16 protein-coding genes, 1 tRNA gene and 3 pseudogenes are annotated in these 21,376 nt (G+C 65.1%); 8 read left to right on the forward strand and 12 right to left on the reverse strand.

The genetic code is table 11. The annotated features are described in order from the left end of the window. Positions 1-578: hypothetical protein (locus KW83_RS18455; protein ID WP_036182032.1), on the reverse strand; the 578-nt coding region annotated here is incomplete at its 3' end. 9 nt (positions 579-587) lie between these two features. Between KW83_RS18455 and KW83_RS21070 the strand changes: the two genes are divergently transcribed. Together KW83_RS21070 and KW83_RS22075 are read left to right on the forward strand one after the other, a co-directional pair. Next, entirely contained in the window at positions 588-785 is a 198-nt protein-coding gene (locus tag KW83_RS21070) for a hypothetical protein (RefSeq protein ID WP_036182034.1), read from the forward strand. Between the two features lie 357 nt (positions 786-1,142). Then, entirely contained in the window at positions 1,143-1,529 is a 387-nt protein-coding gene (locus tag KW83_RS22075; protein WP_081904708.1) for a helix-turn-helix domain-containing protein, read from the forward strand. Here the strand turns inward: KW83_RS22075 and KW83_RS18470 are convergent. Both KW83_RS18470 and KW83_RS18475 read right to left on the reverse strand, forming a co-directional pair. Beyond that, positions 1,487-2,424, reverse strand: a pseudogene (locus KW83_RS18470) (IS5 family transposase). The gene KW83_RS22075 and the pseudogene KW83_RS18470 overlap by 43 nt on opposite strands. Positions 2,425-2,954: 530 nt before the next feature. Next, positions 2,955-3,028: transfer RNA gene (locus KW83_RS18475), tRNA-Cys, on the reverse strand. A 713-nt stretch (positions 3,029-3,741) separates the two neighbouring features. On the opposite strand from KW83_RS18475, the gene KW83_RS18485 reads away from it, so the two are divergent. Beyond that, positions 3,742-4,889, forward strand: a protein-coding gene (locus KW83_RS18485; protein ID WP_152563524.1) for an IS3 family transposase whose coding sequence is annotated in 2 segments (ribosomal slippage) — positions 3,742-3,985 and positions 3,985-4,889 — 1,149 coding nt in all. Because the reading frame shifts where the segments join, the coding sequence is not laid out codon by codon here. A gap of 78 nt (positions 4,890-4,967) precedes the next feature. On the opposite strand, the pseudogene KW83_RS18490 reads toward KW83_RS18485, so the two are convergent. The 5 genes and pseudogenes from KW83_RS18490 to gmd all read right to left on the reverse strand — a co-directional run. After that, positions 4,968-5,804: pseudogene (locus KW83_RS18490) on the reverse strand (IS5 family transposase); the annotation flags it as partial. Positions 5,805-5,979: 175 nt separating this feature from the next. Then, positions 5,980-6,273: pseudogene (locus tag KW83_RS20265) on the reverse strand (Tn3 family transposase); the annotation flags it as partial. A 190-nt stretch (positions 6,274-6,463) separates the two neighbouring features. After that, on the reverse strand, positions 6,464-7,444 hold the full coding sequence (gene fcl, locus KW83_RS18495) for a GDP-L-fucose synthase (RefSeq protein ID WP_036182036.1): 981 nt from the start codon (positions 7,442-7,444) through the stop codon (positions 6,464-6,466). 97 nt (positions 7,445-7,541) lie between these two features. Beyond that, entirely contained in the window at positions 7,542-8,276 is a 735-nt protein-coding gene (locus tag KW83_RS18500; RefSeq protein ID WP_036182038.1) for a sulfotransferase domain-containing protein, read from the reverse strand. Between the two features lie 10 nt (positions 8,277-8,286). Further along, positions 8,287-9,408 (reverse strand): GDP-mannose 4,6-dehydratase, encoded by a 1,122-nt coding sequence (gene gmd / locus KW83_RS18505; RefSeq protein ID WP_036182040.1) that lies wholly within the window; start codon positions 9,406-9,408, stop codon positions 8,287-8,289. 178 nt (positions 9,409-9,586) lie between these two features. Between gmd and KW83_RS18510 the strand changes: the two genes are divergently transcribed. The 3 genes from KW83_RS18510 to KW83_RS18520 are packed head-to-tail and all read left to right on the forward strand — an operon-like array spanning position 9,587 to position 14,677. Continuing rightward, positions 9,587-12,571, forward strand: coding sequence for a glycosyltransferase (locus KW83_RS18510; protein ID WP_036182042.1), 2,985 nt, complete (start codon positions 9,587-9,589; stop codon positions 12,569-12,571). A 10-nt stretch (positions 12,572-12,581) separates the two neighbouring features. Beyond that, the gene (locus KW83_RS19425; RefSeq protein WP_051928663.1) at positions 12,582-13,505 is read left to right on the forward strand and encodes an FkbM family methyltransferase; all 924 of its coding nucleotides are present in this window, start codon (positions 12,582-12,584) and stop codon (positions 13,503-13,505) included. Next, positions 13,499-14,677, forward strand: coding sequence for a hypothetical protein (locus KW83_RS18520; protein WP_036182044.1), 1,179 nt, complete (start codon positions 13,499-13,501; stop codon positions 14,675-14,677). The genes KW83_RS19425 and KW83_RS18520 overlap by 7 nt, the downstream gene beginning before the upstream one ends. Before the next feature lie 113 nt (positions 14,678-14,790). On the opposite strand, the gene KW83_RS21075 is transcribed toward KW83_RS18520, so the two are convergent. Continuing rightward, positions 14,791-15,495 (reverse strand): sulfotransferase family protein, encoded by a 705-nt coding sequence (locus KW83_RS21075; protein WP_161785534.1) that lies wholly within the window; start codon positions 15,493-15,495, stop codon positions 14,791-14,793. A gap of 148 nt (positions 15,496-15,643) precedes the next feature. Here KW83_RS21075 and KW83_RS18530 point away from each other — a divergent pair, with 148 nt between their 5' ends. Both KW83_RS18530 and KW83_RS18535 read left to right on the forward strand, forming a co-directional pair. Then, on the forward strand, positions 15,644-16,558 hold the full coding sequence (locus KW83_RS18530) for an NAD-dependent epimerase/dehydratase family protein (RefSeq protein ID WP_036182047.1): 915 nt from the start codon (positions 15,644-15,646) through the stop codon (positions 16,556-16,558). A 147-nt stretch (positions 16,559-16,705) separates the two neighbouring features. Then, positions 16,706-17,446: a phosphoadenylyl-sulfate reductase gene (locus tag KW83_RS18535; RefSeq protein WP_152563657.1), complete on the forward strand. Its 741-nt coding sequence runs from the start codon at positions 16,706-16,708 to the stop codon at positions 17,444-17,446. A gap of 170 nt (positions 17,447-17,616) precedes the next feature. Here the strand turns inward: KW83_RS18535 and KW83_RS18540 are convergent, their stop codons facing one another. The 3 genes from KW83_RS18540 to KW83_RS18550 all read right to left on the reverse strand — a co-directional run bounded on the left by KW83_RS18540 (position 17,617) and on the right by KW83_RS18550 (position 21,375). Next, complete coding sequence (locus KW83_RS18540; protein ID WP_036182049.1) at positions 17,617-18,294, reverse strand: hypothetical protein; 678 nt, start codon at positions 18,292-18,294, stop codon at positions 17,617-17,619. Further along, positions 18,294-20,144: a DUF4422 domain-containing protein gene (locus tag KW83_RS18545; protein ID WP_036182051.1), complete on the reverse strand. Its 1,851-nt coding sequence runs from the start codon at positions 20,142-20,144 to the stop codon at positions 18,294-18,296. The genes KW83_RS18540 and KW83_RS18545 overlap by 1 nt, the downstream gene beginning before the upstream one ends. A gap of 94 nt (positions 20,145-20,238) precedes the next feature. Then, positions 20,239-21,375, reverse strand: a complete 1,137-nt coding sequence (locus KW83_RS18550) for a UDP-galactopyranose/dTDP-fucopyranose mutase family protein (protein WP_036182053.1) — start codon at positions 21,373-21,375, stop codon at positions 20,239-20,241. Position 21,376 lies beyond the last annotated feature (1 nt).

Genomic DNA, 21,376 nt, shown 5'->3' on the forward strand with positions numbered 1-21,376 from the left:
GTCCTGCGGCTGGCGTAATCCACCAGGGCGACCACCCAGGGGCACCCGACCGATCCATCCGGCCAGCGGACMCGCACCTTGAACTCGCGGCCGTCGCCGTGGACGGCATCCATCGCAGCCATGCTCCCGCTGTGCTGGGGTTGGTGCATGTGAATGCGGTCAGTGAACCGCTCTTCTCCGAGCGTGGCGAAGAGCCGTTCGTTCGGGTCGAGGGCGTTCCAGTGCCGCCGTACCGTGTGCAGCTTCGGCCAGTCCCAGCCTTTGCGCGCGGCCTCCTCGGCGACCATCCGATGCGCGTGCTTGAGCGACCAGCCGCTCCGGTTCTTGCCCGACAGCTTCATCAGGTCCAGCATCCGAGCCATAGCCTCGGCCGAGACCGGATCGCCGACGCCGCCGCCCGACCAGCTCGGCGCCAGCGCGGGCGCCCAGTTCGCGGGCGCGATGCCGTCTGTCCGGCGCTTCCAGTCCTTCACCGTGTTGCGCGATGGGAAGGCTCCGAAGGTCTTCCGGCCGGCTTCCTCGATCTCCGGCCAGGTCAGGTCGACGCTCTCCCGCTTCACGATGAACAGGAGCTTCACGGCGCTGTCATGCGCTCTCTCCTGCGCCTTCAAGGGCGCCTTCAACAGCTCGATATGGGCAGTGTCGTCATGCGCGCCCGGCTCGACTCCGGCATCTTCGGCCTAGCGGTCGAGATACGCCCGACGCTCCGGCTGGGGAAGGTCGGCAAGGCGAACGGTTTCGCAGGACCCGCCATTGCCGATGCCGGTTCCGGTATGGATAGCTGAGCGCCTTAGCCATTCTGATGCTGACGTTCGATGTGCCGGTATTCGACCAACACCGAGCAATTCCCGGACCTTAACCTGCATCCGGCTCGTCTCCGAACAGGTCTGAAATGATGCGATGTCGAAGTTCCTGGGCGCGGGGCCCATCCCAGTCGCCAAGCAATGCTTTGGTGAGATTCTGAAGCTTTACGCCGTTTTCGGCTGACCACTGGCTTAGCGAGCTTCCGCGCAGCACCAAGACCGCGCGGACCGCTTTCAAAAGCTCAGGGGACGGGTTAGTATTCACATCGAACACAGGAGTTTCTCAGACTTCGCATGTGAAGTATGTACTTCGGATTGTGAACATCGTGAGGTATTGCGATGGGCGGCGTCGTCGAAAGCACGATCGACAAGCTGAAGAGACGCTTTGGCGCTCAAAACGAAGCTGAACTCGCCCGCTACCTCATGGTTGGCCAAAGCACCATTTCCACCTGGAAAAGTCGGAACCGGGTGCCAGACCGCATCCAACGGATAGCCGATGGCGAGCATCCTCTGGCCCTCGGTACGACGCCGCTTAACTGGGGACCTCACGAGCAAGCATCTCTCGGTCTCGCGCTCACGCGGTTCGCGCGGCTCCACCGAGCTTCGATAGAGACAGACGACTTTGCTGGGGCTTTGTTGCGCAAAGACCGTAAATCCCGGACTTCCCCTTTCCCCGGACGCACTTATCCCACAGGCTCTGTGATGGGTATGCCGAGCGCGGTGTAGCCGTTCAGCACGGCGGCGCGGATCTGAAGTTCGGCGACCTGGCGATCGAAGTCGCGCGCCATGAGGCTCTGCCCCAGTAGCTTCAGGCAATGCATCTTCGTCTCGTCTCGGCGCGGCTCCGGCGGTGGTATCCGCTCCATTTTCGCCAGATGGCGCGGCCGAGGTATCTCGATGCGCGCAGAGCCTCGTTCCGGGCAATGGCGGCTGGGGTTGATGGCTTCCACGGCTTGGCATTCTTGCGCGGCGGTATGACGGCATGGGCGCCGCGGTCGGCGACGGCGTCATGGCACTTGCGCGTATCGTAGGCTCCGTCAGCGRTGATCGATCCGATCTCCACGCCGGCGGGGATCTGGTTGAGCAACTCGGGCAGCATGGGCGCGTCCCCGACGTTGCTTCCGGTGATCTCGATGGCTCGGATCTCCAGCGTSYGTTCGTCGACGCCGATGTGGATCTTGCGCCATAGACGGCGTTTCGCGCCGCCATGCTTGCGGGCGTTCCACTCGCCTTCACCCTCTGCCTTGATGCCGGTGCTGTCGATCAACAGGTTCAGCGGCCCATCTGAGCCGCGGTAGGGAATAGTCACGGACAAGGTCTTCTGGCGCCGGCTCAGTGTGCTGAAGTCGGGCACCGCCCAGTCGAGGCCGACCAGGCGCAGGAGGCTTTCAATGAACCCGGTCGTCTGTCGGAGCGCCATGCCGAAAAGGACTTTCATCGTCAGGCATGYCTGGATCGCGGCGTCGCTATATAACGGCTGCCGGCCTCGCTTGCCGGTCGGCGGCGGCACCCAGACCATGTCCGGATCGAACCAGATCGTCAGGGAACCACGCTGCTTCAGCGCTTCGTTGTAGGCCGGCCAGTTCTTTGTCTTGTAGCTCGGCGGGATCGGTCTGCTCATGCAGGACAGCTACCACGCTGGATTCACGAGATGAATCCCTCACCCAGTCTTTGCGCAACAAAGCCGTTAGGACCCAGAAGCGGGGCCGGGTAGCCCACATCCCTGTCACGCCTGAGCTGCAATCTCTCTTAGACGCCACGCCACCAAGTCAACTTGTTCTGCTGACAAACAACCGGGGCGTCCCGCTGAATTCCATCGCGGCGAGCCGGGCAATTGCTCGGTACCGTGACCGCATCGTGGACCGGATCAGCGATCCGTCCTTGCGTCTTCAGGACACAAGAGGGACCGCCGCAACGCGGCTTCTACGTGCGGGCCTGAGCTTGAACCAGATCGCCAACCATATGGGCTGGTCGCTACGATACGCGGCGTCAGTAATCGAGCATTATGCCGCCGTTTCGCCCGCCGAAAGTGCCGAGGTTCTCGATCTCCTGAAGCGCGAAAAGCGGCACCGCGACGGCCAAACTGTAAACGTACCTGTAAACGCTCGCGACGGTGAACAGGAAGGAGGCAGCTAAGTGCTTGAAAAGATTTGGAGGCGAGTACCGGAATCGAACCGGTGTACACGGATTTGCAATCCGCTGCGTAACCACTCCGCCAACTCGCCAAGGGCCTGTCCGGGTTAAGTTTGTGGGCACCGAGGGTCAAGAGGTGATCGCACCGGCAACAGGATTTCGCCGCTATCCGCCATGAGGAGCAGCTGCCGGAGTATAACTCCTTATCAGGATGTTGTGGCTTCGCGGGGCGACGTCACACGAAAAAAGGCCCGCATGAGAGAAGCGACATCGACTGCCGACGACGGACAGGACTGCCTGCCGGAAGGCGCCCAAGCGCCGCGTGTCGCGGCCGATCTGGTTCGATCGCGAGGTGAACTGAGGTGCCGACCCCTCCGGAACGGGGCAGATCGCGTCTGTTCAGTGGTGCCGCGATCCGGGCTTGCCCGACCGTGAAACTGCTTCGGAAGGGCGCTTCACCAGACGGCAGGCTTCGTTGAAGACCTCTGCTGACGGGTCCGGACCGGGTGGCGCCGGATTTCAGCACCTTGTCCGGCCGTCAGAGGACGCTTGCGGTGAGCATCGGTTTCGCGCAACGCGCTGCCGGGAAGGGCGAATGGAGCGCAGGCAAGCGTGGCGGCCAATGGCGGCATGGCGTTCGACGCGAGCTCGCTGCCGTGGTCCGAGACGGTCAGCCGGGCTTTTCCGAGCCGGGCGATGACAGCCGCCGGTTCTCCGCGCCACGCGGACGCCGGAGGTCGGAGTATTGAGGTGCCCCTAGATTTGTAGACGCTTTGCCCCCTAACTTTGAGGCGAGGAGGCCGAGATGGGGACAAGCAATTACAGCGACGAGTTCAAACAGGATGCGGTGCATCAGATCACGGTGCGCGGTTATCCGGTGCGGGAGGTATCGCAGCGTTTGGGCGTCAGCACGCATTCTCTTTACAAGTGGCTGAAGTTGTTCGCGGAACCGGTTTCAAAGCCCGGCGTGGATCATGAAGCCGAGAACCGGCGTCTGAAGCGAGAGCTGGCTCGCGTGACCGAGGAGCGCGACATTCTAAAGAAGGCAACGGCGTACTTCGCGCGCGCGTCCCAATGAAGTACGCGTTCATCCGGGCGCATCGCGAAGAGTTCGGCGTTCGGGCCATGTGCCGAGTGCTGCGGGTGCATTTCAGCGGGTTCTATGCATGGCTTAAGGAACCGTTAAGCTACCGCGCACAGGAGGATGCACGTCAGACGAAACTGATCCGACAGGCTTGGGCCGGCAGCGGCAAGGTCTATGGCTATCGCAAGCTGACGGACGATCTGCGCGACCAGGGCGAGCGGGTCTCGGAGAACCGTGTTGCCCGGCTGGCGTCGCTGGCCGGGATCGCTGCGCAGGTCGGCTATCGGCGCCGCCCCGGCCGATATGGTGGCAAGCCTGCGGTGGTGGCCGAGAACAGGCTGGAGCAGTGCTTCGAGGCGTCCCGGCCCGATCAGGTCTGGGTGACCGACATCACCTATCTGCGGACCCATGAAGGCTGGTTGTATCTCTGTGTCGTCATCGACCTGTTCTCCCGTCGCGTCGTCGGTTGGTCCGCACAATCCCGCATGACGACGGATCTGGCGCTCCAAGCTCTTCTGATGGCCATCTGGCGACGAAAGCCGACTGACCGGGTCATGGTACATTCAGACCAGGGCTCCCAGTACACCAGCCGCGAATGGCAGACCTTCCTGCGCCAGCACGGCCTCGAACCCAGCATGAGCCGGCGCGGCAATTGCCATGACAACGCGGTCGCCGAAAGCTTCTTTCAGTTGCTGAAACGGGAGCGGGTCAGACGTCGCACCTATCCGACCAGAGAAGCGGCAAGGCAGGACGTGTTCGAATACATCGAGCTCTTCTACAACCCGAAGCGCAAGCACACGAACAACGGCATGCTGTCGCCCGTTGACTTCGAAATCAGACAGCAGAAACTGAAAGAGGCAGGTGTCTAGGAAACTAGGGGCACCTCATCTTGCGGTTCGCGATCTGCCTCCGCTCCACCGCGACCCGTTCGATCGCATCCTCCTGGCTCAGTCACGCTGCGAGAACCTGGCATTGGTGACTGCTGACGCCCAAGTCGTGGTATATGGCGGCAAGCCCCATCGTCGCCCCGGGTCGAACGATATGCCGAGGGCGGTGTAGCCGTTCAGGACGGCAATACGGACCTGCAGTTCGGCAACCTGTCGGTCAAAGTCCCGTGCCATGAGGCGCTGCCCCAGCAGTTTCACACAGTGCATCTTCGTCTCGACGCGGCTTCGGCGGTGGTATCCGCTCCATCGTCGCCAGAGGGCACGACCGAGGTATTGCGATGCCTGCAGTGCTTCGTTTCGTGCGACCGCGCCGGCGGTGACTGTCGTCCACGGTTTGGCGTTCTTGCGGGGCGGGATGACGGCATGAGCGCCGCGGTCAGCGATGGCATCGTGGCATTTGCGGGTGTCGCAGGCACCGTCGGCGGTGACGCTGCCGATCGCCGAGGGCGTCGACATCTGTTTGAGCAGGTCGGGTAACACCGGCGCATCGCCGATGTGGCTCCCCGTGATCTCCACGGCCCGAACCTCCAGCGTTTCCTCATCAATCCCCAGATGGATCTTGCGCCAGACGCGACGTTTCGGGCCGCCATGCTTGCGAGCATTCCGTGCTTCGGGCTTGCGCGGCCGCACTGCGGCCACGGTCCCTCCGCACCCTTCGCCCTCGACCTTGATGCCAGTGCTGTCGATCAGCAGGTGCAGCGGCCACTTGGACCCGCGATACGGTATCTTCACGGCCAGGGTCTTCTGGCGGCGGCACAGGGTGCTGAAGTCAGGCACCGTCCAGTCGAGGCCAACCAGCTGCAGCAGGCTCTCGACGAAGCCGGTCGTTTGCCTGGTCGTCGCGACGGTCCTCACCCTGATCGTCACACCTGCGATGCTGATGCTTCGTGAAAAACGCGATAGCAGGAGCGTAGGCGCTGCTTTGCCAACGTGACTTGAAGACAAAATGCTGATGAAGCGGACATGGAAGAAGCCGCAGCGAATTCACGCATCATCCCCGCACCTCGCCCACTCATGTGTCGCGCGGCGAAAGCCAGTTGTGGCGACGACCTCTTGGGCCATATTCTCCGGTCAGTAGAACGTGCGCCCACCCGAGGGGTGAGGTATGCGCCAGACGTTCGGGCGGGACCGGGAGCGTCGCGCGCCGGCGATGCGCGACAGCTTCGCCCGGGCGGGCCGTGTTCCAGTAGATGACAATCGCGGCCAGAAGTTTGAGCGCGGCCATGCGAAAATGCTGACCCTCCGCCGTCCGGTCACGGATTTCGCCCGGTCGTCCGATCCGCAACGCGTTCTTCGGCGCGTGATGGCCTTATCTTCGTTGGCGGCATGGCCTTCGGTTCAAAGGCATTCAGACGCTCGGACGGCAGATCGCGGATGTGGGGTATGAACCGGTGGCCAAGGATCGACCCGACCGGAAATCCATGCGGGGGCCGGAAAGCACGTCCTGGCTGCTTGGCGCAGGATCCCACACTCTCCCGCGAACGGCCCCCTTCGGGTCAGCCACGCAGCCGGTCATGATGCTTGAGAAACCAATGATAGGTGTCTTTCACGCCTTCCTCCAGCCCGATCCCGGGCCGCCAGCCCAGGGCCGTCAGGCGGCTGATATCCATCAGCTTGCGCATCGTTCCGTCGGGCCTGGAAGGGTCGCAGCGGATGTCGCCCGCGAACCCGGTGATCCGCGCCACCAGCCGCGCCAGCTCCAGGATCGAGATGTCCTGGCCAGATCCCACATTGATGTGGCTCAGCATCGGCCGCGTTTGGCGGGCGTAGGTCGCAGAATCGAGGTCGAAGACGAAGAGCGCGGCCCGGGCCATGTCGTCGACATGGAGGAACTCGCGCCGGGGCTTGCCAGAGCCCCAGATCGTCACCGTCTGGGTGCCGTCGCGCGCGGCCTTGTGAAAGCGGCGGATGAGGGCCGGCAGGACGTGGGAATTCTCCGGGTGGAAGTTGTCGCCCGGCCCGTAGAGGTTGGTGGGCATGACCGAGCGGTAGTCGGTGCCGTGCTGGCGGTTCATGCTCTCGCACAGCTTGATCCCGGCGATCTTGGCGATGGCATAGGGTTCGTTGGTCGGCTCCAGCGGGCCGGTCAGCAGCGCGTCCTCTGCCATCGGCTGGGCGGCTGCGCGCGGATAGATGCAGGACGATCCCAGTTGGAGCAGCCGCGTAACGCCGGCGGCATGGGCCCCACCGATGACATTGGCCTGGATCATCAGGTTGTCGTAGATGAAATCGGCCGGATAGGTGTCGTTGGCGTGGATGCCGCCGACGCGGGCCGCGGCCAGGATCACCGCATCGGGCTTTTCCGCGGCCATAAAATCGCGCACCGCATTCTGGTCGGTCAGGTCGAGTTCTGCACGGGTTCGCGTCAGCAGAACCAACGGCTCGCCTGCCGCCGCGCGGCCCTCCAGACGGCGAAGGATGGCGCTGCCCACCATGCCGCGGTGCCCGGCGACGTAGATCTTTACGGAATCGCCCATGCCCGCATCCTATCGTGGATCGACCGATGCCCGGCCCGCCGGGAATTGTCCCGACGACAGGGACACGGCATTCCCGCCCGATCATGCGCGGCATCCTTCAACACGCATATCCAAAGAAGTCGAGTTCCGGCTTCAGGATGTCGTCGATCGCCTCAATCGTCTCCGGCCGCAGCTTTCGACGATGATCACCGGGCCGGACTTGCCGCTTGTGCCGTTTCGGATCTTCGGAATCGACGGCGAAGTGGATCTTGCCCCCCAGTCTGGCGCGCAACGGCTCCGTCAACGGCTGATCGACGAACTCGGCCATCCTGTTGAGCCAGGCTTCGGTATCGAGAACCATCGACTCGTAGGTGAGGGCGAGGACATCGGGACAGTCGGTCAGAATGCGCCGCATCTTGGTGCATCGGGCAAGATATTTCGGAGCCGCCTCCATGGCATAGGTGTCGATGTCCTTCGTTGCCAGACGAGAGCGCTGCGCCGCGAATTCCTGCGCCTTGGATATGTCCGTGGGCATGATGTGGCTCTGTCGAAACGAGAAATAGGCCGAGACGATGCAATCACGCGGATCACGCATCTGCGAAACGACGCGATATCGATCAAACATGTCCAGATCGTGCGTTCCGGGGTGACGCGCCATCCCGAAATACGTGTCCTGCGGTGTCATGTTCGGCGCATACTGGGCGAAGAACTCAGGCTCCTGAAGCGGTGATTCCATGACCCTAAGGGCCACGCGGTCAATACGGTACCCTTTTTCCCGCAGGAAATCCGTCACGATGAGGTCGGCGATACTGCTGCCCGCCTTGTGCATCGATACTGCGATGACGCTTTTCATCATGCGCGTCCTAGCTGCTTTGCAGGGTGACGGGCACGCTGTACCCGTGCTCGTTCAGAAGCGCGTGGCGCCTGGCGATCTTCAGATCCTCTGCCACCATCTCGGCGCACATCTGACGCGCCGTGATCTCGGGCTCCCATCCCAGCACGGACTTCGCCTTCGCCGCGTCGCCCAGAAGCGTCTCGACCTCTGCGGGGCGGAAATAGCGCGGGTCGACGCGCATGATCACGTCGCCTTCCCTCAGGTGCGGCGCGCGGTCGCCGCCGATGGCGGCAACGGTGGCGATCTCATCCACGCCCGCGCCGGAGAATTCCAGCGTGATCCCAATCTCGGCCGCCGACCAGGTTATGAAGTCGCGCACCGAATGCTGCCGGCCGGTGGCGATGACGAAATCCTCCGGTGCGTCCTGTTGCAGCATCATCCACTGCGCCCGGACGTAATCCTTGGCATGGCCCCAGTCACGCAGGCTGTCAATGTTACCCATGTAGAGGCACGGCTCCAGGCCCAGGGCGATATTGGCCAGGCCGCGGGTGATCTTGCGGGTCACGAACGTCTCGCCGCGGCGCGGGCTTTCGTGATTGAACAGGATTCCGTTGCACGCGTAGAGTCCGTAGGCCTCACGGTAGTTCACGGTGATCCAATAGGCGTACATCTTGGCCACGGCGTAGGGCGAGCGGGGATGGAAGGGCGTCGTCTCGGTCTGCGGCGTCTCCCGGACAAGGCCGTAGAGCTCTGACGTGGACGCCTGGTAGAAGCGCGTGGTCTTTTCGAGCTTGAGGAAGCGGATGGCCTCCAGCAGCCGCAGCGTGCCGGTCGCGCCCACGTCGGCGGTGTATTCGGGCGCATCGAAGCTGACGGCGACGTGGGACTGGGCGCCAAGGTTATAGACCTCGTCCGGGCGCGCTTCGGCAAGGATCCGGGTCAGGTTCGAGGCGTCCGTGAGATCGCCGTAATGCAGCTTCAGCCGCCGGTGGCTCTCATGCGGGTCCTCATAGATGTGATCGATCCGCTGGGTGTTGAAAAGCGACGCGCGGCGCTTGATGCCGTGCACCTCATAGCCCTTGGCGAGCAGAAATTCGGCGAGGTAGGAGCCGTCCTGGCCGGTGATGCCGGTGATGAGAGCCGTCTTCATCGCGCGCCTCGCTGGATCGAGAGGGGGGAGGTCGTGCCTCCCATAGAGTACCTTTCGGTTGAATTGAAGCGCCGTCGGACGGGGCAGGGCGGGACGCAGGAAGCCGCCGCGTCGCTGGACAACGCGAAGTTGCGCTGATTTAGACGGGACGGCATCGCCGTCTGGATGGACCGATCGGATGAAGATACTCCATGTTTGCTCTTCCGATTACGGTGGAGGTGCGGCGATCGGCGCCTATCGGCTGCATGAGGCGATGCGTGCCAGGGGCGTGGACAGCGAAATGCTGGTCGTCCGCAAGCTCACCGACGACGCCGATGTTCACGAGCTCCACAAGTCCCAGGATCGCGGCCAGCACGTCGCTGCCCAGATCCTCGACCGGACCTTCAAGGCGCTCTACGGGCTCGACGACGTGTCGATCCGGAGTTTCAACATATCAGGGGCCGTGGCCAGCCGGGCCATCAACGCGCGCCGCCCCGACATCGTGCAGCTGCACTGGATCGGCGACAACACGCTTCGTCTGGACGATCTTGCCCGGATCGACGCGCCGATCGTGTGGAAGATGCCGGACATGTGGCCGTTCTGCGGGGCCGAGCATTACGTTAATGCGGACGAGCCGCAGAGGCACCGCGCCGGGTACGATGTCGTTCCGCCCTTCCGGGGAGAGGTGCACGATCTCGACCGGATGATCTGGGACCTCAAGCGGCGGCATTTCGCGGACCTGAACCTGACCATGGTCTCTCCGTCGCGCTTCCTGGCGATGGAGAGCCATCGTTCCGCGCTTCTGGGCCGCTATGATGCCCATGTGATCCCGAACCCTCTGCCGCGGCGCTATGTCCGCCGTCCCGCGAACGAGGCCGCGGCGCAGGCGAAACACCGCGCGGCGTTCGACCTGCCCCAGGACCGGATTCTGGTCCTGTTCGCCGCTTATGTCGGCGGCGAGAGGCGCAAGGGGTATCACCACATAGAGACGTTGCTGGCTCGGCATCTCGACCGCTACCTATCGCGGGACGAGGTGGAGTTCGTCATCGTCGGCGGCGACGAGGACCGGCTCGAAGAGATCGCCGGCTACCGGATCCGCCACCTCTGCCGGATGGCGAACGATCAGCGGTATTCCAACCTTCTTTTGGCCGCGGACGTGCTGCTGTTTCCGTCCGAAATGGACAGCACGGCCATGGTCGTCCAGGAATGTCTGGCGGCCGGCCGGCCGGCGATCGTCTTTGCGGTCGGTGGTCTTGTGGATCTCGTGCACCACCGCAAGAGCGGGTATCTCGCCACCCCCTACGATGTCGAAGATCTGGCGCGCGGGTTGCGCTGGTGGCGCGATGAGGCCGATCGCGCGGCCGTCGCGGGCTATTGCCGAACGCGGGCGGTGGCGCTGAACGACCCCGCGCGCACGGTCGAACGCTACGTGTCGCTCTACGAGACGGTTCTGCGCGACACGCGGCGCGGGCGCGTCAGGACGGACGGGCCGGGCAGGCTTCACGACCTGATCGTAGAGAACGACGCCGCCGCGCCCCCGCCCCGGCGCGTCGCGATCGTCGATCCGTCCTGCAAGAGCGTCGGCGACAGCTCTCACAACATGGGCTACGCGCTGTCCTTCGCGACCTATCTGCGTGCCGCGGGCTGCACCGTCGACATCCTGGCCAATACGGCCGCCGACCTTCGGTCCGACGACTTCGGCCTCCTCCCGGTCTTCGAATATTCGGCCTATGACAAGCTGCGGGCCGAGCGCGATCGGCGCGAGGGTGCCCGGGATATCGCGCTGCGCCGGCCCGGCAGCTATTCGCAACGCGCCTCTGGCCAGCTGTCGGATTACATCCGCGACAACGGCCTTGGCCACCGCGATGCGCTGTTCGTGCCGATGACGGACCGGATCCTGGTCGATGCCGTGCTGCGCCATTTCGTCGGCCGGGACAGCGTGACCGGGCCGAGCTTTCATTTCGGCCTGATGTTCGAGAAAGCGGAGTTCCTGCTGGGAAACTATCCGTTGGCCGCGATGATCAGGGCGCTTCGCAATACCGGCTATGTCGACCGGAAAATCTTCTTCTACGCCGAGACCCGCGCGATGACGGAGCGGTTCGCGCAGCAGTACCGGATCAGCGCGACGGTATTGCGGCCCGCTGTCCTGCCGGACCGGTTCGACGAAGGCGCAACCCCGGACCTGGCCCGTCTGGCGCCTTTCGTGGCCAAGACGAGGTCGATCGTCGCCTCGGCAACGCCGGCGGTCGCGGCACGGCCGGGCGGGGGGACCACGCTGCCGCCGAAGGGCCCCGACGATGTGTGGATCGTGGCGCCGGGCCGGGGCCGCCGCGACAAGGGATGGCCGCATCTGCGCCGGATCGCCGAGATGCTCGCCCTTCGCGACCCGGAGGAACGGCTCAGGATCGTGGCACAGCGTCCCCGCGCGATGGACGGCCTCGACGCCGAGCTGAGCGCCGCGGCGCGATCCCCTCGGATGATCCTGCTCGACGAGATCGTGCCCGCCGCGACGCTCGACGCGATGATGCGGCAGGCGGACATGTTCCTGCTGCCCTACGACGGGCAGGTGTACGGCCTGCGCGGATCGGCCTTCGTCTGGGAGGCGATCTGCAACCTCAAGCCGCTTCTCGTGTCGGCCGATACGGCGCTGGTCGAGGCGATCCGCCAGGGCAACGGCATCGCCTGCGCCGACGATGCCGCATTCGCCGATGCCATCGCGGCCGTCCGGTCCGACGCCGCGGGGTTTGCGGCCCGCTGCGTGGACGCGCGGGACGCCTATATCCGGATGACGCTCGACAACCCGCTCCTGCGGACCTGCCGACAGGAGCATCTGAGGCACAGGCCGACCGTCCTGGTCTTTGCGAACACCCCGTTCGAGCAGCCGCTGGCCCGAGAGGTGCCGACGGAAGGCGCGAAGATCGTCCGCGTCTGGCTGCGCACCGATGAGGGCGCGCAGATCGGCCGGTTCCACCATCCGACTGAAGGGCAGCCCCATTTCGCGGGATACCAGGCCCGTGCGCAGCCTTCGACCGGCAAGATCAACCTGCCGGCAGAGATTGTCGACGCCCTGAAGGGGGGCCACATATCCGAGGTTCTGTTCCACAAGCCGCTGACAGGATCGAACGCGCTTGCTAAGAGGCTTGAGGAGCTGCGTTTCGCCCCCCACCTCATCCGCAGATTCTAGGCATTCCGGCATGGTGACCACGCAAGACAGCTTCGACAGGCTCGAAACCGCAAGGGAGCTGCGCCGCCAGGCGTCCGAGTTCCGGAAATCGGGGCTCTACGGGCGGATGCGGGCCGCCGACGCCTGCCTGGGAAACCCCTATCAGGCCCGGTCGGCCACCGCGCATCTGTTCGACGGATCGACGCTGCAGGTCGACGTGACCGAGACGGTCGGCCGGAACCTCTTTCTGTTCGGCGCCTTCGAGGAGGACCTGACCGCCTTTGTCCTGTCCTACCTGAAACCCGGCATGATCTTTGCCGATATCGGGGCGCATGTCGGCTATTTCAGCAAGATCGCGGCGAATTGCGTCGGCTCCTCCGGCCATGTCCATGCGTTCGAGCCGACCCCCGCGACCTTCATGCGCCTGAGCACGAATCTGGGGCCGCTCGGCAACGCGACCTGCCACCGGATCGCGCTGTGGAGCACGGCCCGCGAGCTTGTCCTCAACGATTACGGCGCGGCGAACAGCGCCTACAATTCCTGGACGCGTCCGCGCAGCAACGACGACATGCCGGTTCAGGCGACCCACACCGTCGCCGCGCGCCCGGTCGATGCGGTCTTCCCCGACAGCGGCGCGGCACCCGCGCTCATCAAGATCGACGTCGAGAGCGCCGAGCTGGAGGTTCTGCGTGGCATGGAGCGCACGCTGACCGAGGCCCGGCCCATCGTCACGATAGAGGTCGGCGATATCGAAGCACAGAATCCGAACGTGCCGACCAGCCGAGCGATCCTGCGGCATGTCGTGGACCGGGGCTATCGCCTTTTCACGAGCCGGCAGGGACGGCTCGAACCGCACGACCTGATGGGGTGCGGCGCCTACGGCTACGACAACGTCATCTGCGTCCCGGAGGGGCATCCAATGGCGTCGGACGGTGCGGCGCGCGCGGTGTGCTGATCGTCCTCGATCCCGCGCTGAGCGATGGCCCGAGCCACCATTTCAACGCGTTCATGCGTATTGCGACGGCCGCCCTGGCGTCGGGCGAGGAGGTCGTCGCGCTCTGCAACGCTCGCCTGCCGCGGGCGAAGATGCCATCGGGGGTCACGCTCAGAGGCGTCTTTTCCCATGCACCCTACGATTGCGGGTCCCCCGATCCAGAGACCGCAGCCCACGCCCGGGCGATCTTTGAGGACGATGCGCAGGTCTATACCATGCAGGTCGAGCGGGCCTTGTGCGATCTTGCCTCCGATCCGGGGGACGCGATGCTGATCCCGACGGCGAACGCACCGGACTTTCGCATGCTGGCGAACCTGATGGCGTGCGACGGGGCCGGTCCCAGGCCGCGCACGCATGTCATCACGCCCTACGATCTGGACACGATGTTCCTTTCCGACATCGGTCCCGATGTGCGCCGCGCCGTCGAAACGCTGAGGACTGGCGGCGCGCTCGACGGGCGTGTCTGGATCCACGGCGAGAACCATCTGATTGCGCAGAGCCTCACGCGGGATCTGGGCATAACGGTCGGCCAGCTCCACCCGCCCTTGCCGCGGGTTCTTGCGCCGGACCCGCGTCCCGATCCGCGGCTGCGTGTCGGCGTCTTCGGCACGCCGCGGTTCGAGAAGGGGTTCGACCAGATCATCCCGCTTGTCGACCGTCTGGCCGAAAGCGGCGAGGCTGACGCCACGTTCCGTTTCGACGTTCATTGTCCGCCCCCGGAGCGCGGCTACCCCGCCGCCATCGCCGGTGTCGTGGAAAACCTGGCCAGCCGCGACTACGGGTTCCTGAACGTCTCCACGGCCCAGATGAGCGGCAGGGACTACGACATGGCGATGGCGCGCTGCGACGCGGTTTTCCTGCCCTATCAACGGGTCCGCTACGCCAACCGCGGCTCTGGCGTGGCGATGGAGGCGGCGCGGAACGGCAAGATCATCGTTGCGACGACAGGGACCTATCCGGCCAGCCTGTCCGGCGCGGCGGAGCGTCTGACCGCTACAAACCCGGCCGATTTCGCAGAGGTCTTCTGGTACGTCGCTACGATGCGCGAAGAGCTTCTGGCACAGGCCTCGGCGGCGGGCCGCCACGCGATCACCGCGGACGCCTTCATGGCCTGCCTGCAGGCGGCGGCATGACAGCATCCCGGCGTCACGATCCGAAGGGACCGTAGGCGTCCGCGGCCGAGAGGGGGGCTACCGGAAACTCCGCGGCCGGGTCCCTTCATGGGCCGATCCGTCGCGGAGCATGGTCACGAATGGCCTTCCAGGACCCTCAGAATGTCTTTCGGTGTCGTTTTCGTGACCTCCCCTTGGTGTTTTCTGTGGCGGGGATGCAAAAGAGTGACCTTGTCGAACGGACCGTCTTCGGGAGGTTTCATGTTTCCGAGAGCTTCGCCGATATCCAGATTGCGGAGCGGGTCATCCGCCTGTCCCAGACTTCTGGAAAGCTTCGCCAGCGCGGCGGCCGGTTCGGCGACGATGTCCGCGTGATCGATCTCCAGATCCGACCTTTCGGCCCAGTCTTCGTAGATCGTCTTTTGGGACGCGTATCGCGCGCGCACCGCATCCGGGTCGGGGTTCAACCATCCGATGCGGACCAGGGACGCGAGACAGGCCTCATAGGGCCTCCAGGTCGTCAGAATGCGGTCGGGCAGAAAGGGAAGCGTATCGGCTTGTTCGGGGCGGTGCACCTTGACCAGATGCATGGGACGGATGTCGGCGGGATCGTAGTCATCGACCCAGACCGCCTGGACACCTTGCCCGGAATGTGCGCAGAGCAGCCTTGCGGCGTTAAAAAGCCAGGTGCTGCCGGACCGCGGCATACCTGCTACGAGAACACGCCTCGGTCTGCCTTGATCCCTCACCATGTCGCTCCGGGTCGATGTTGAAACGCCTGCCGTCTTGCGGTCGGACAGCCTGCTGCGCATCGTAGCAGGCGGCGCGATCCCCGTCACTCCGGACAGCCGTGCGATTTCGGCGCCAGCCGGGCGCGCGGCTGGCGATGGAGGTCACAACCCCGCCGGGCCGCGCGGTCATGCCTTGCGAACCGCTGGCGGGAGGACCATGCATCCCGCAGCGCCCGATCTGACCGAAGGACCCAGTATGACCGATATTCTCATCACCGGCGGGGCGGGGTTCGTGGGGGTGAACCTGGCGCATCACCTGCTTGAGCGGGGCGGGTTCGGCGTGACCGTCTTCGACAACGAGGTCATGGGCGACCGGCGCGCTTTGCCGGGCGGTGTCCGCTTCGTCGCGGGAGACCTGCGCGACCGCGCGGCCCTTTCTGCGGTGGTCGCGGGGCAGGAGGTGGTCGTCCACCTGGCCGCCGATACCCGGGTCATGGATTCGATCGACAACCCGAGGTTCAACTTCGACAATAACGTGGTCGGCAGCTTCAACCTGCTGGAGGCCGCGCGCGAGGCCGGCGTCAGGCGGGTCGTCGGCGCCTCGACCGGCGGCGCCATCCTTGGAGAGGTCGAGCCGCCCGTGCATGAGGGTATGGTGGCCGAACCGATGGCCCCCTACGGTGCGTCGAAACTGGCGATGGAGGGATATCTGTCGGCCTTTGCCGGCGCCTACGGGCTGACCAGCGCCGCGCTGCGGTTTTCGAACATCTACGGGCCGCGGTCCTTTCACAAGGGATCGGTCGTGGCGTATTTCTACAAGCGTCTCTTGGCGGGCGAACCCCTGACCATCTACGGCGACGGCAGCCAGACGCGGGATTTCCTCTATATCGACGATCTGGTGGAGGGGATTGCTCGCGCCATCGACAGCGACGCGACCGGGGCGTTCCAATTGGGCAGCGGCCGCCCGACCACGGTGTCGCAGCTGATCGCGCTCATGCAGCGGGTGACCGGGTTGACGCCCGACATCCGGTCCGAGCCGTTCCGCCCCGGAGAACTTCGCGCGACCTGGTGCGACATCTCCAAGGCCCGCGAGGCCTTCGGTTTCGCGCCCGAAACGGATCTACAGGACGGCCTGGCCGCCACGTGGGACTGGTTCCGCTCGCGGTCCTGACCGCCGGTTCGGCGGCCGCCCGCCGATGCCCGGCGGCCACCACCCGCCAGCCCCGGTCGCAGGCTCGGTCGCCCCCCGGTTGACAAGGGGCAGACCCGCGTTTCATCACCCCCCAGTATCGACAGGGAGATCCCTTTGACGGATCCGGTGACGCAGATCGTTTACGAGACGAACGCCCGGCTTGGCGCGGCCGACAGGGCTAGGCTTCTTTCGGACCGATACGAAGGCGCCGCCGCCGGGGATGTGCTCTCTGCCGCCATCAAGCGCGAATTTCCAGGGCGGATCGGGCTGGTCTCATCCTTTGGGACGGAGGCGGTGGTGCTGCTGCACATGGTTTCGCGGATCGACCCGTTCGTGCCGGTGATCTTTCTCGACACGCTCAAGCATTTCCCCGAGACGCTCGGCTATCGCGACCGGCTGAGCTTTGAGCTGGGCCTGTGCAACGTCCAGCTCATCCGGCCGCGCCGCGAATCCCTTGCGGCCGAGGACCCGGACGGGACCCTCTCCGCGCGCAAGGCGGATCTCTGCTGCCATGTCCGCAAGACCGTGCCCATGCTCCACGCGCTGCGACCGCTCGACTGCTGGATTACGGGACGCAAGCGGCACCAAGCGGCGACCCGCGCGACGCTGGGGCTGTTCGAGGCGCAGGACCGGTGGATCAAGCTGAACCCGCTGGCCGACTGGACCCCGAAGATGGTCTCGGACTATGTCCGCAAGCACGATCTGCCGGAGCATCCGCTGAAGGCGCAGGGCTTTGCGTCGGTCGGTTGCGCCCCCTGCACTCGCCCCGTGGCGGCGGGAGAGGACGCCCGCGCGGGCCGTTGGGCCGAGAGCGAAAAAACCGAATGCGGCATCCATTTCGTCGATGGAAAGATCGTCCGCGGCTGACGCCCCATGCGCCGCTGCAGGGAGGGCCCGGTCAAGGAGCGGACACGATGGCCGGAACCGCACAGGACGGTCGCGGACGCCATCGCCGCGTCGGGCCGCCAAGCGCCGGTCGAGGCGCGCGGCAGATCGGGCAAGCGCCGCGATCCTTGATGCGGAGCGCGGCGGGTTTGTCAGCCCGGTTGTCGGTCCGTGGCGGTGACGTTCGCCTTGGGAAACGCGGTGTCAGGCTCAGGTACGCGGTAGAACGCGCAGATCGCGCGGTAGCTGTCGAGCGCGCCGATGTCGAGTTCCAGACAGTCGTCGGGGAACAGGTCCGCGGTATGGCAGAACCGCGCGTAGTGCGTGTCCCAGAGCCGCCGCAGGCGCAGGATCTGCGACGCGGGGTCCGTGGTCCACCGGCCATGCTTGGGATAGACGTCCGGGTGGGTCACTTCCCAGTGGCGGACACTGTTCACCCAGTCCTCGAACGGGCGATGGACCCAGATGAACCGCGCACCCGGACTCAGCGCCTTGCGGATGGCGGGATGCAGGTGGGCGTGGCCGTAGGGCGCATCCGAGAACACGTCATGGGGGCGGATTTCGGCAAGCAGAAAGCCCAGCCGTTCCCGAAGGTCGGGGCCGCTTGCGCCGATCCAGGATTTCAGGTCGACGACGCTCTCCGCTTCGGCGTTGAGCCGGTTCGCGAGCGGTTGCACCCGCTTCATCAGCTTGCCGCGAAAGCCCATGTCGCTGGTTCCGACACCGATGGCGATCAGGGCCCTGCCGATCGAGGATGTCGCCGTCTTGTAGGGCGACGCGGCGATATGAACCGGCCGATACAGATCGTCGGTCGTGTCGATTGCCGACATCACTTCCCGCCCGTCAGAAGCTGCCGCCCGCCGTTCAGTCCGCGCCACAGCGCAAACGTCGGCTTGCGTAGGGCGGGAAACCGATCGATCAATTCGCGCGCGTGCCGGCGGAGGCGCCGCCGCAGCCGCATCCGGACCGAGGAGCCCGGGATCGGCGCGCCGAGTCCGGCGACGACCTCGGAATAGAACGGCGTGCGGATCAACACGGCCCAGTAGTGCTCGGCATAGGGGACGGCGCGGTCGTTCCAGGGCTTGTTGTCGCCTGCCGCATAATGGATCACCAGCGGATCGCGCTTCGCTGCCATCGCGGCGCGGTAGTTTTCGGCCGGGACGCGGGTGTAGCCCGCGACCCTGGTGTTGAACGTGTTCATCCGGCTTGGAAGCGGCAGATAGCTGTCCTTGAAATGGATGTTCAGGATATCCTGGTCGCGGAACAGGTAGCGGCCCGTCTCGGTCAGCGCGAGAAGCGTGCGGCCGGTGCGCTCCATGTCCATCGCGGCGAAGTTGAACAGGATCAGGCCGGCGTTGAAGTAGCGCCGGACGTGGTGCGGCTCGAGCCGCAGCACGTCGCGCTGGTAGGCGCCCAGTTCCGGCACGTCCGGGTCGATGAGAAGGGTCGGTCCGGTCAGGGTTCGCGTCATGATGTAGTCGGGCACCGCGGCGATCTGGTGATCACCCATCTCCGTGTCGAAGATCTGCGCCACGTCGCCAAGGGCGATCATGTCCACATCCATGTAGAGCAGTCGGTTCACCCCGGGCAGAAGATCGAACAGCAGGAATCTGTTGTAGGTCGCGTTCGACGGCGCCCGCGTGGTCGAGCGATACGCGGATGCGAACCGGTTGGCGACGGGGATCTCGTGCAGGACGGCGTTGTCCGCGTCGGCGGCCATGTCGCGCAGCAGCTCTAGTGCGTAGGCGTCCACGTCCGAATGGAGGAAGAACAGGTTGTATTTCCGCGCCGCATCAGCGCGGTCGAGAACCGAGCGGAGCATCGCCGCGGTATGCGGCACATAGGCTCGATCGGCCGAGAAGGCGATATTGACATGGCGTGGCCCGTTGAGGCTGTCGTCAGCGATATAGGGGACTGTCAGCGCGTTGCTGAGGTTGAGGACATGCACTTCGCGGATATCGAGATCCGGTTCTTCGGTCTGCAGCCGGTGGACGAATACCGTGAACAGCCGCTCGGCGATGAAGCCAAGATAGCGCGTCTGGTTGACGGAATAATCCATGCGGTCGATCGGCGCGACCTCGAGTCGGTCAAGAACGTCGAACAGGAACGCGCAGTAGCGGTCGAACAGGTCGCGCTTCAGCAGGCACATGTTGGCCAGGCGGATCTCGACCCCGCCGGCCACCTTATCGAAGGCCGCCAACCAGTCGGGATGGTGCGTGGCGACGATGTTGCGGGCGTAGTCGAAATCGGCGGGCCCGTGGCCGTGGACGTAGTTATCGCGCACGCTCCGCATCATGGTATGGAGCTGCGGCACGACCGCGTCCACGTTCCCGTTCGCAGCCAGCCAGGCCTCGGTGCGCTGCACGTAGTCGGGGATGCGGAACTGGCCCGGGAACAGCTCGGCTTCGGCGCCGGATTGACTCTGGGAGAAGTCGAGCACCCGGCGGTAGTGCATCAGCCCGACATGGCTGCTGTCGGTGTCGTTCTTCCACGCCCAGTAGAGCGCGGTGAGCTCGCAATAGGCGGCGTTCCGGTCGGAGATATGGTCGCCCGTGTCGTCGCCGATCATCCCGGAAAGCGGCGCGGCGGCGCCGCTTCGCCCCACGTGGATCGGGCGGATCGAGGCGCTTTCGATCATCGGCGCGAACTTGTGGTAGGCGCCGTAGATCGTGGCGTTCATGGCTGCGACCCTCGGGGCTCATACGCGTGATGGCCTGGACCGGTAAGGAACTGTCCTGCGGTTGTCAACGAAGCGCGCCGCGCCGCACCCGCCGTCAGAGCGGCGCGTGGACAAAGGCCGGCATTCGCCCCGGATCGGCCAGGAACGCGCGCGCGGTGTCCATCGCCTCGCGGATCGTCACATCCATGTCGAGATAGCGATAGGTCCCCAGCCGCCCCACGAAGGTCACGCCCTCATTCGCCGCGGCGCGCGCGACATACTGGCTGAGCAGCGCCTTTTCCTCGACCAGCCGGATCGGGTAGTAGGGCGTGTCCCCCGGACCGCAGGCGCGCGGAACCTCGCGGAACAGCACGCTCATCTCATGGCTCTCCCACGGGGCGAAATGCTTGTGCTCCGTGATCCGGGTGTGGGGCGTGTCGCGGTCGCCGTAGTTCATCACGGCGCATCCTTGCCAGTCGCCCTGCTTCTCGAACCGGTCGAAATCCAGCGTGCGGTAGCCTAGGCGGCCCAGATCATAGTCGTGGAACCCGTCCAGCGGACCGGACCAGAACACATGCCCCGCCCGGTCCGCCATCTCGAGGCGGTAGGGGGTGGACAGGTGCAGGTCGATACCGGGATGGTCGAGGATGCGCGTGACGACGGCCGAATAGCCCTCGGCCGGGATGCCCTGATAGGCGTGGCTGAAATAGTTGTCGTCGTAGGAGAACCGCAGCGGCAGCCGCTGCAGGATGCTCGCCGGAAGGTTGGCGGGCGATGTGCCCCACTGCTTCTCCGTGTAGCCCCTGAAGAACGCCTCGTAGAGCTCGGGACCGACGAACCGCAGGGCCTGCTCCTCGAAGCTCTGCGGATCGCGGATGGAGGTATCCGCCTTGCTCTCGATGAAGGCGCGCGCCTCGTCCGGGCGCAAGGTGGTGCCGAAGAACTGGTTGATGGTCAGAAGGTTCAGGGGCATGGAAAAGACCCGGCCCTGCACCGTCGTCCGGACCGAGTGGCGGTAGGGCCGGAACGGCGCCTGCGCGTTGACGTAGTCCCACACCTCGCGGTCGCCGGTGTGGAAGATGTGCGGTCCGTATTCGTGGACCAGCACTCCGGTCGCCGGATCGCGGGCCGTGTGGCAGTTACCGGCGACGTGGTCCCTTGCGTCGATCACGGTGATGCTGTGGCCGGCCTCGGCCAGCGCGCGGCCAATCACCGCCCCGGAAAAGCCTGCGCCGACGCAAAGGATGTCCACT

Source organism: Palleronia rufa (assembly GCF_000743715.1).
In the GTDB taxonomy this organism is placed as follows: domain Bacteria; phylum Pseudomonadota; class Alphaproteobacteria; order Rhodobacterales; family Rhodobacteraceae; genus Palleronia; species Palleronia rufa.

Coding starts and splice junctions, on each gene's coding strand:
- KW83_RS21070 (WP_036182034.1), top strand. CDS start 588: ATGCGCTCTCTCCTGCGCCTTCAAGGGCGCCTTCAACAGCTCGATATG.
- KW83_RS22075 (WP_081904708.1), top strand. CDS start 1,143: ATGGGCGGCGTCGTCGAAAGCACGATCGACAAGCTGAAGAGACGCTTT.
- fcl (WP_036182036.1), bottom strand. CDS start 7,444: ATGGGCGATTCCGTAAAGATCTACGTCGCCGGGCACCGCGGCATGGTG.
- KW83_RS18500 (WP_036182038.1), bottom strand. CDS start 8,276: ATGAAAAGCGTCATCGCAGTATCGATGCACAAGGCGGGCAGCAGTATC.
- gmd (WP_036182040.1), bottom strand. CDS start 9,408: ATGAAGACGGCTCTCATCACCGGCATCACCGGCCAGGACGGCTCCTAC.
- KW83_RS18510 (WP_036182042.1), top strand. CDS start 9,587: ATGAAGATACTCCATGTTTGCTCTTCCGATTACGGTGGAGGTGCGGCG.
- KW83_RS19425 (WP_051928663.1), top strand. CDS start 12,582: ATGGTGACCACGCAAGACAGCTTCGACAGGCTCGAAACCGCAAGGGAG.
- KW83_RS18530 (WP_036182047.1), top strand. CDS start 15,644: ATGACCGATATTCTCATCACCGGCGGGGCGGGGTTCGTGGGGGTGAAC.
- KW83_RS18540 (WP_036182049.1), bottom strand. CDS start 18,294: ATGTCGGCAATCGACACGACCGACGATCTGTATCGGCCGGTTCATATC.
- KW83_RS18545 (WP_036182051.1), bottom strand. CDS start 20,144: ATGAACGCCACGATCTACGGCGCCTACCACAAGTTCGCGCCGATGATC.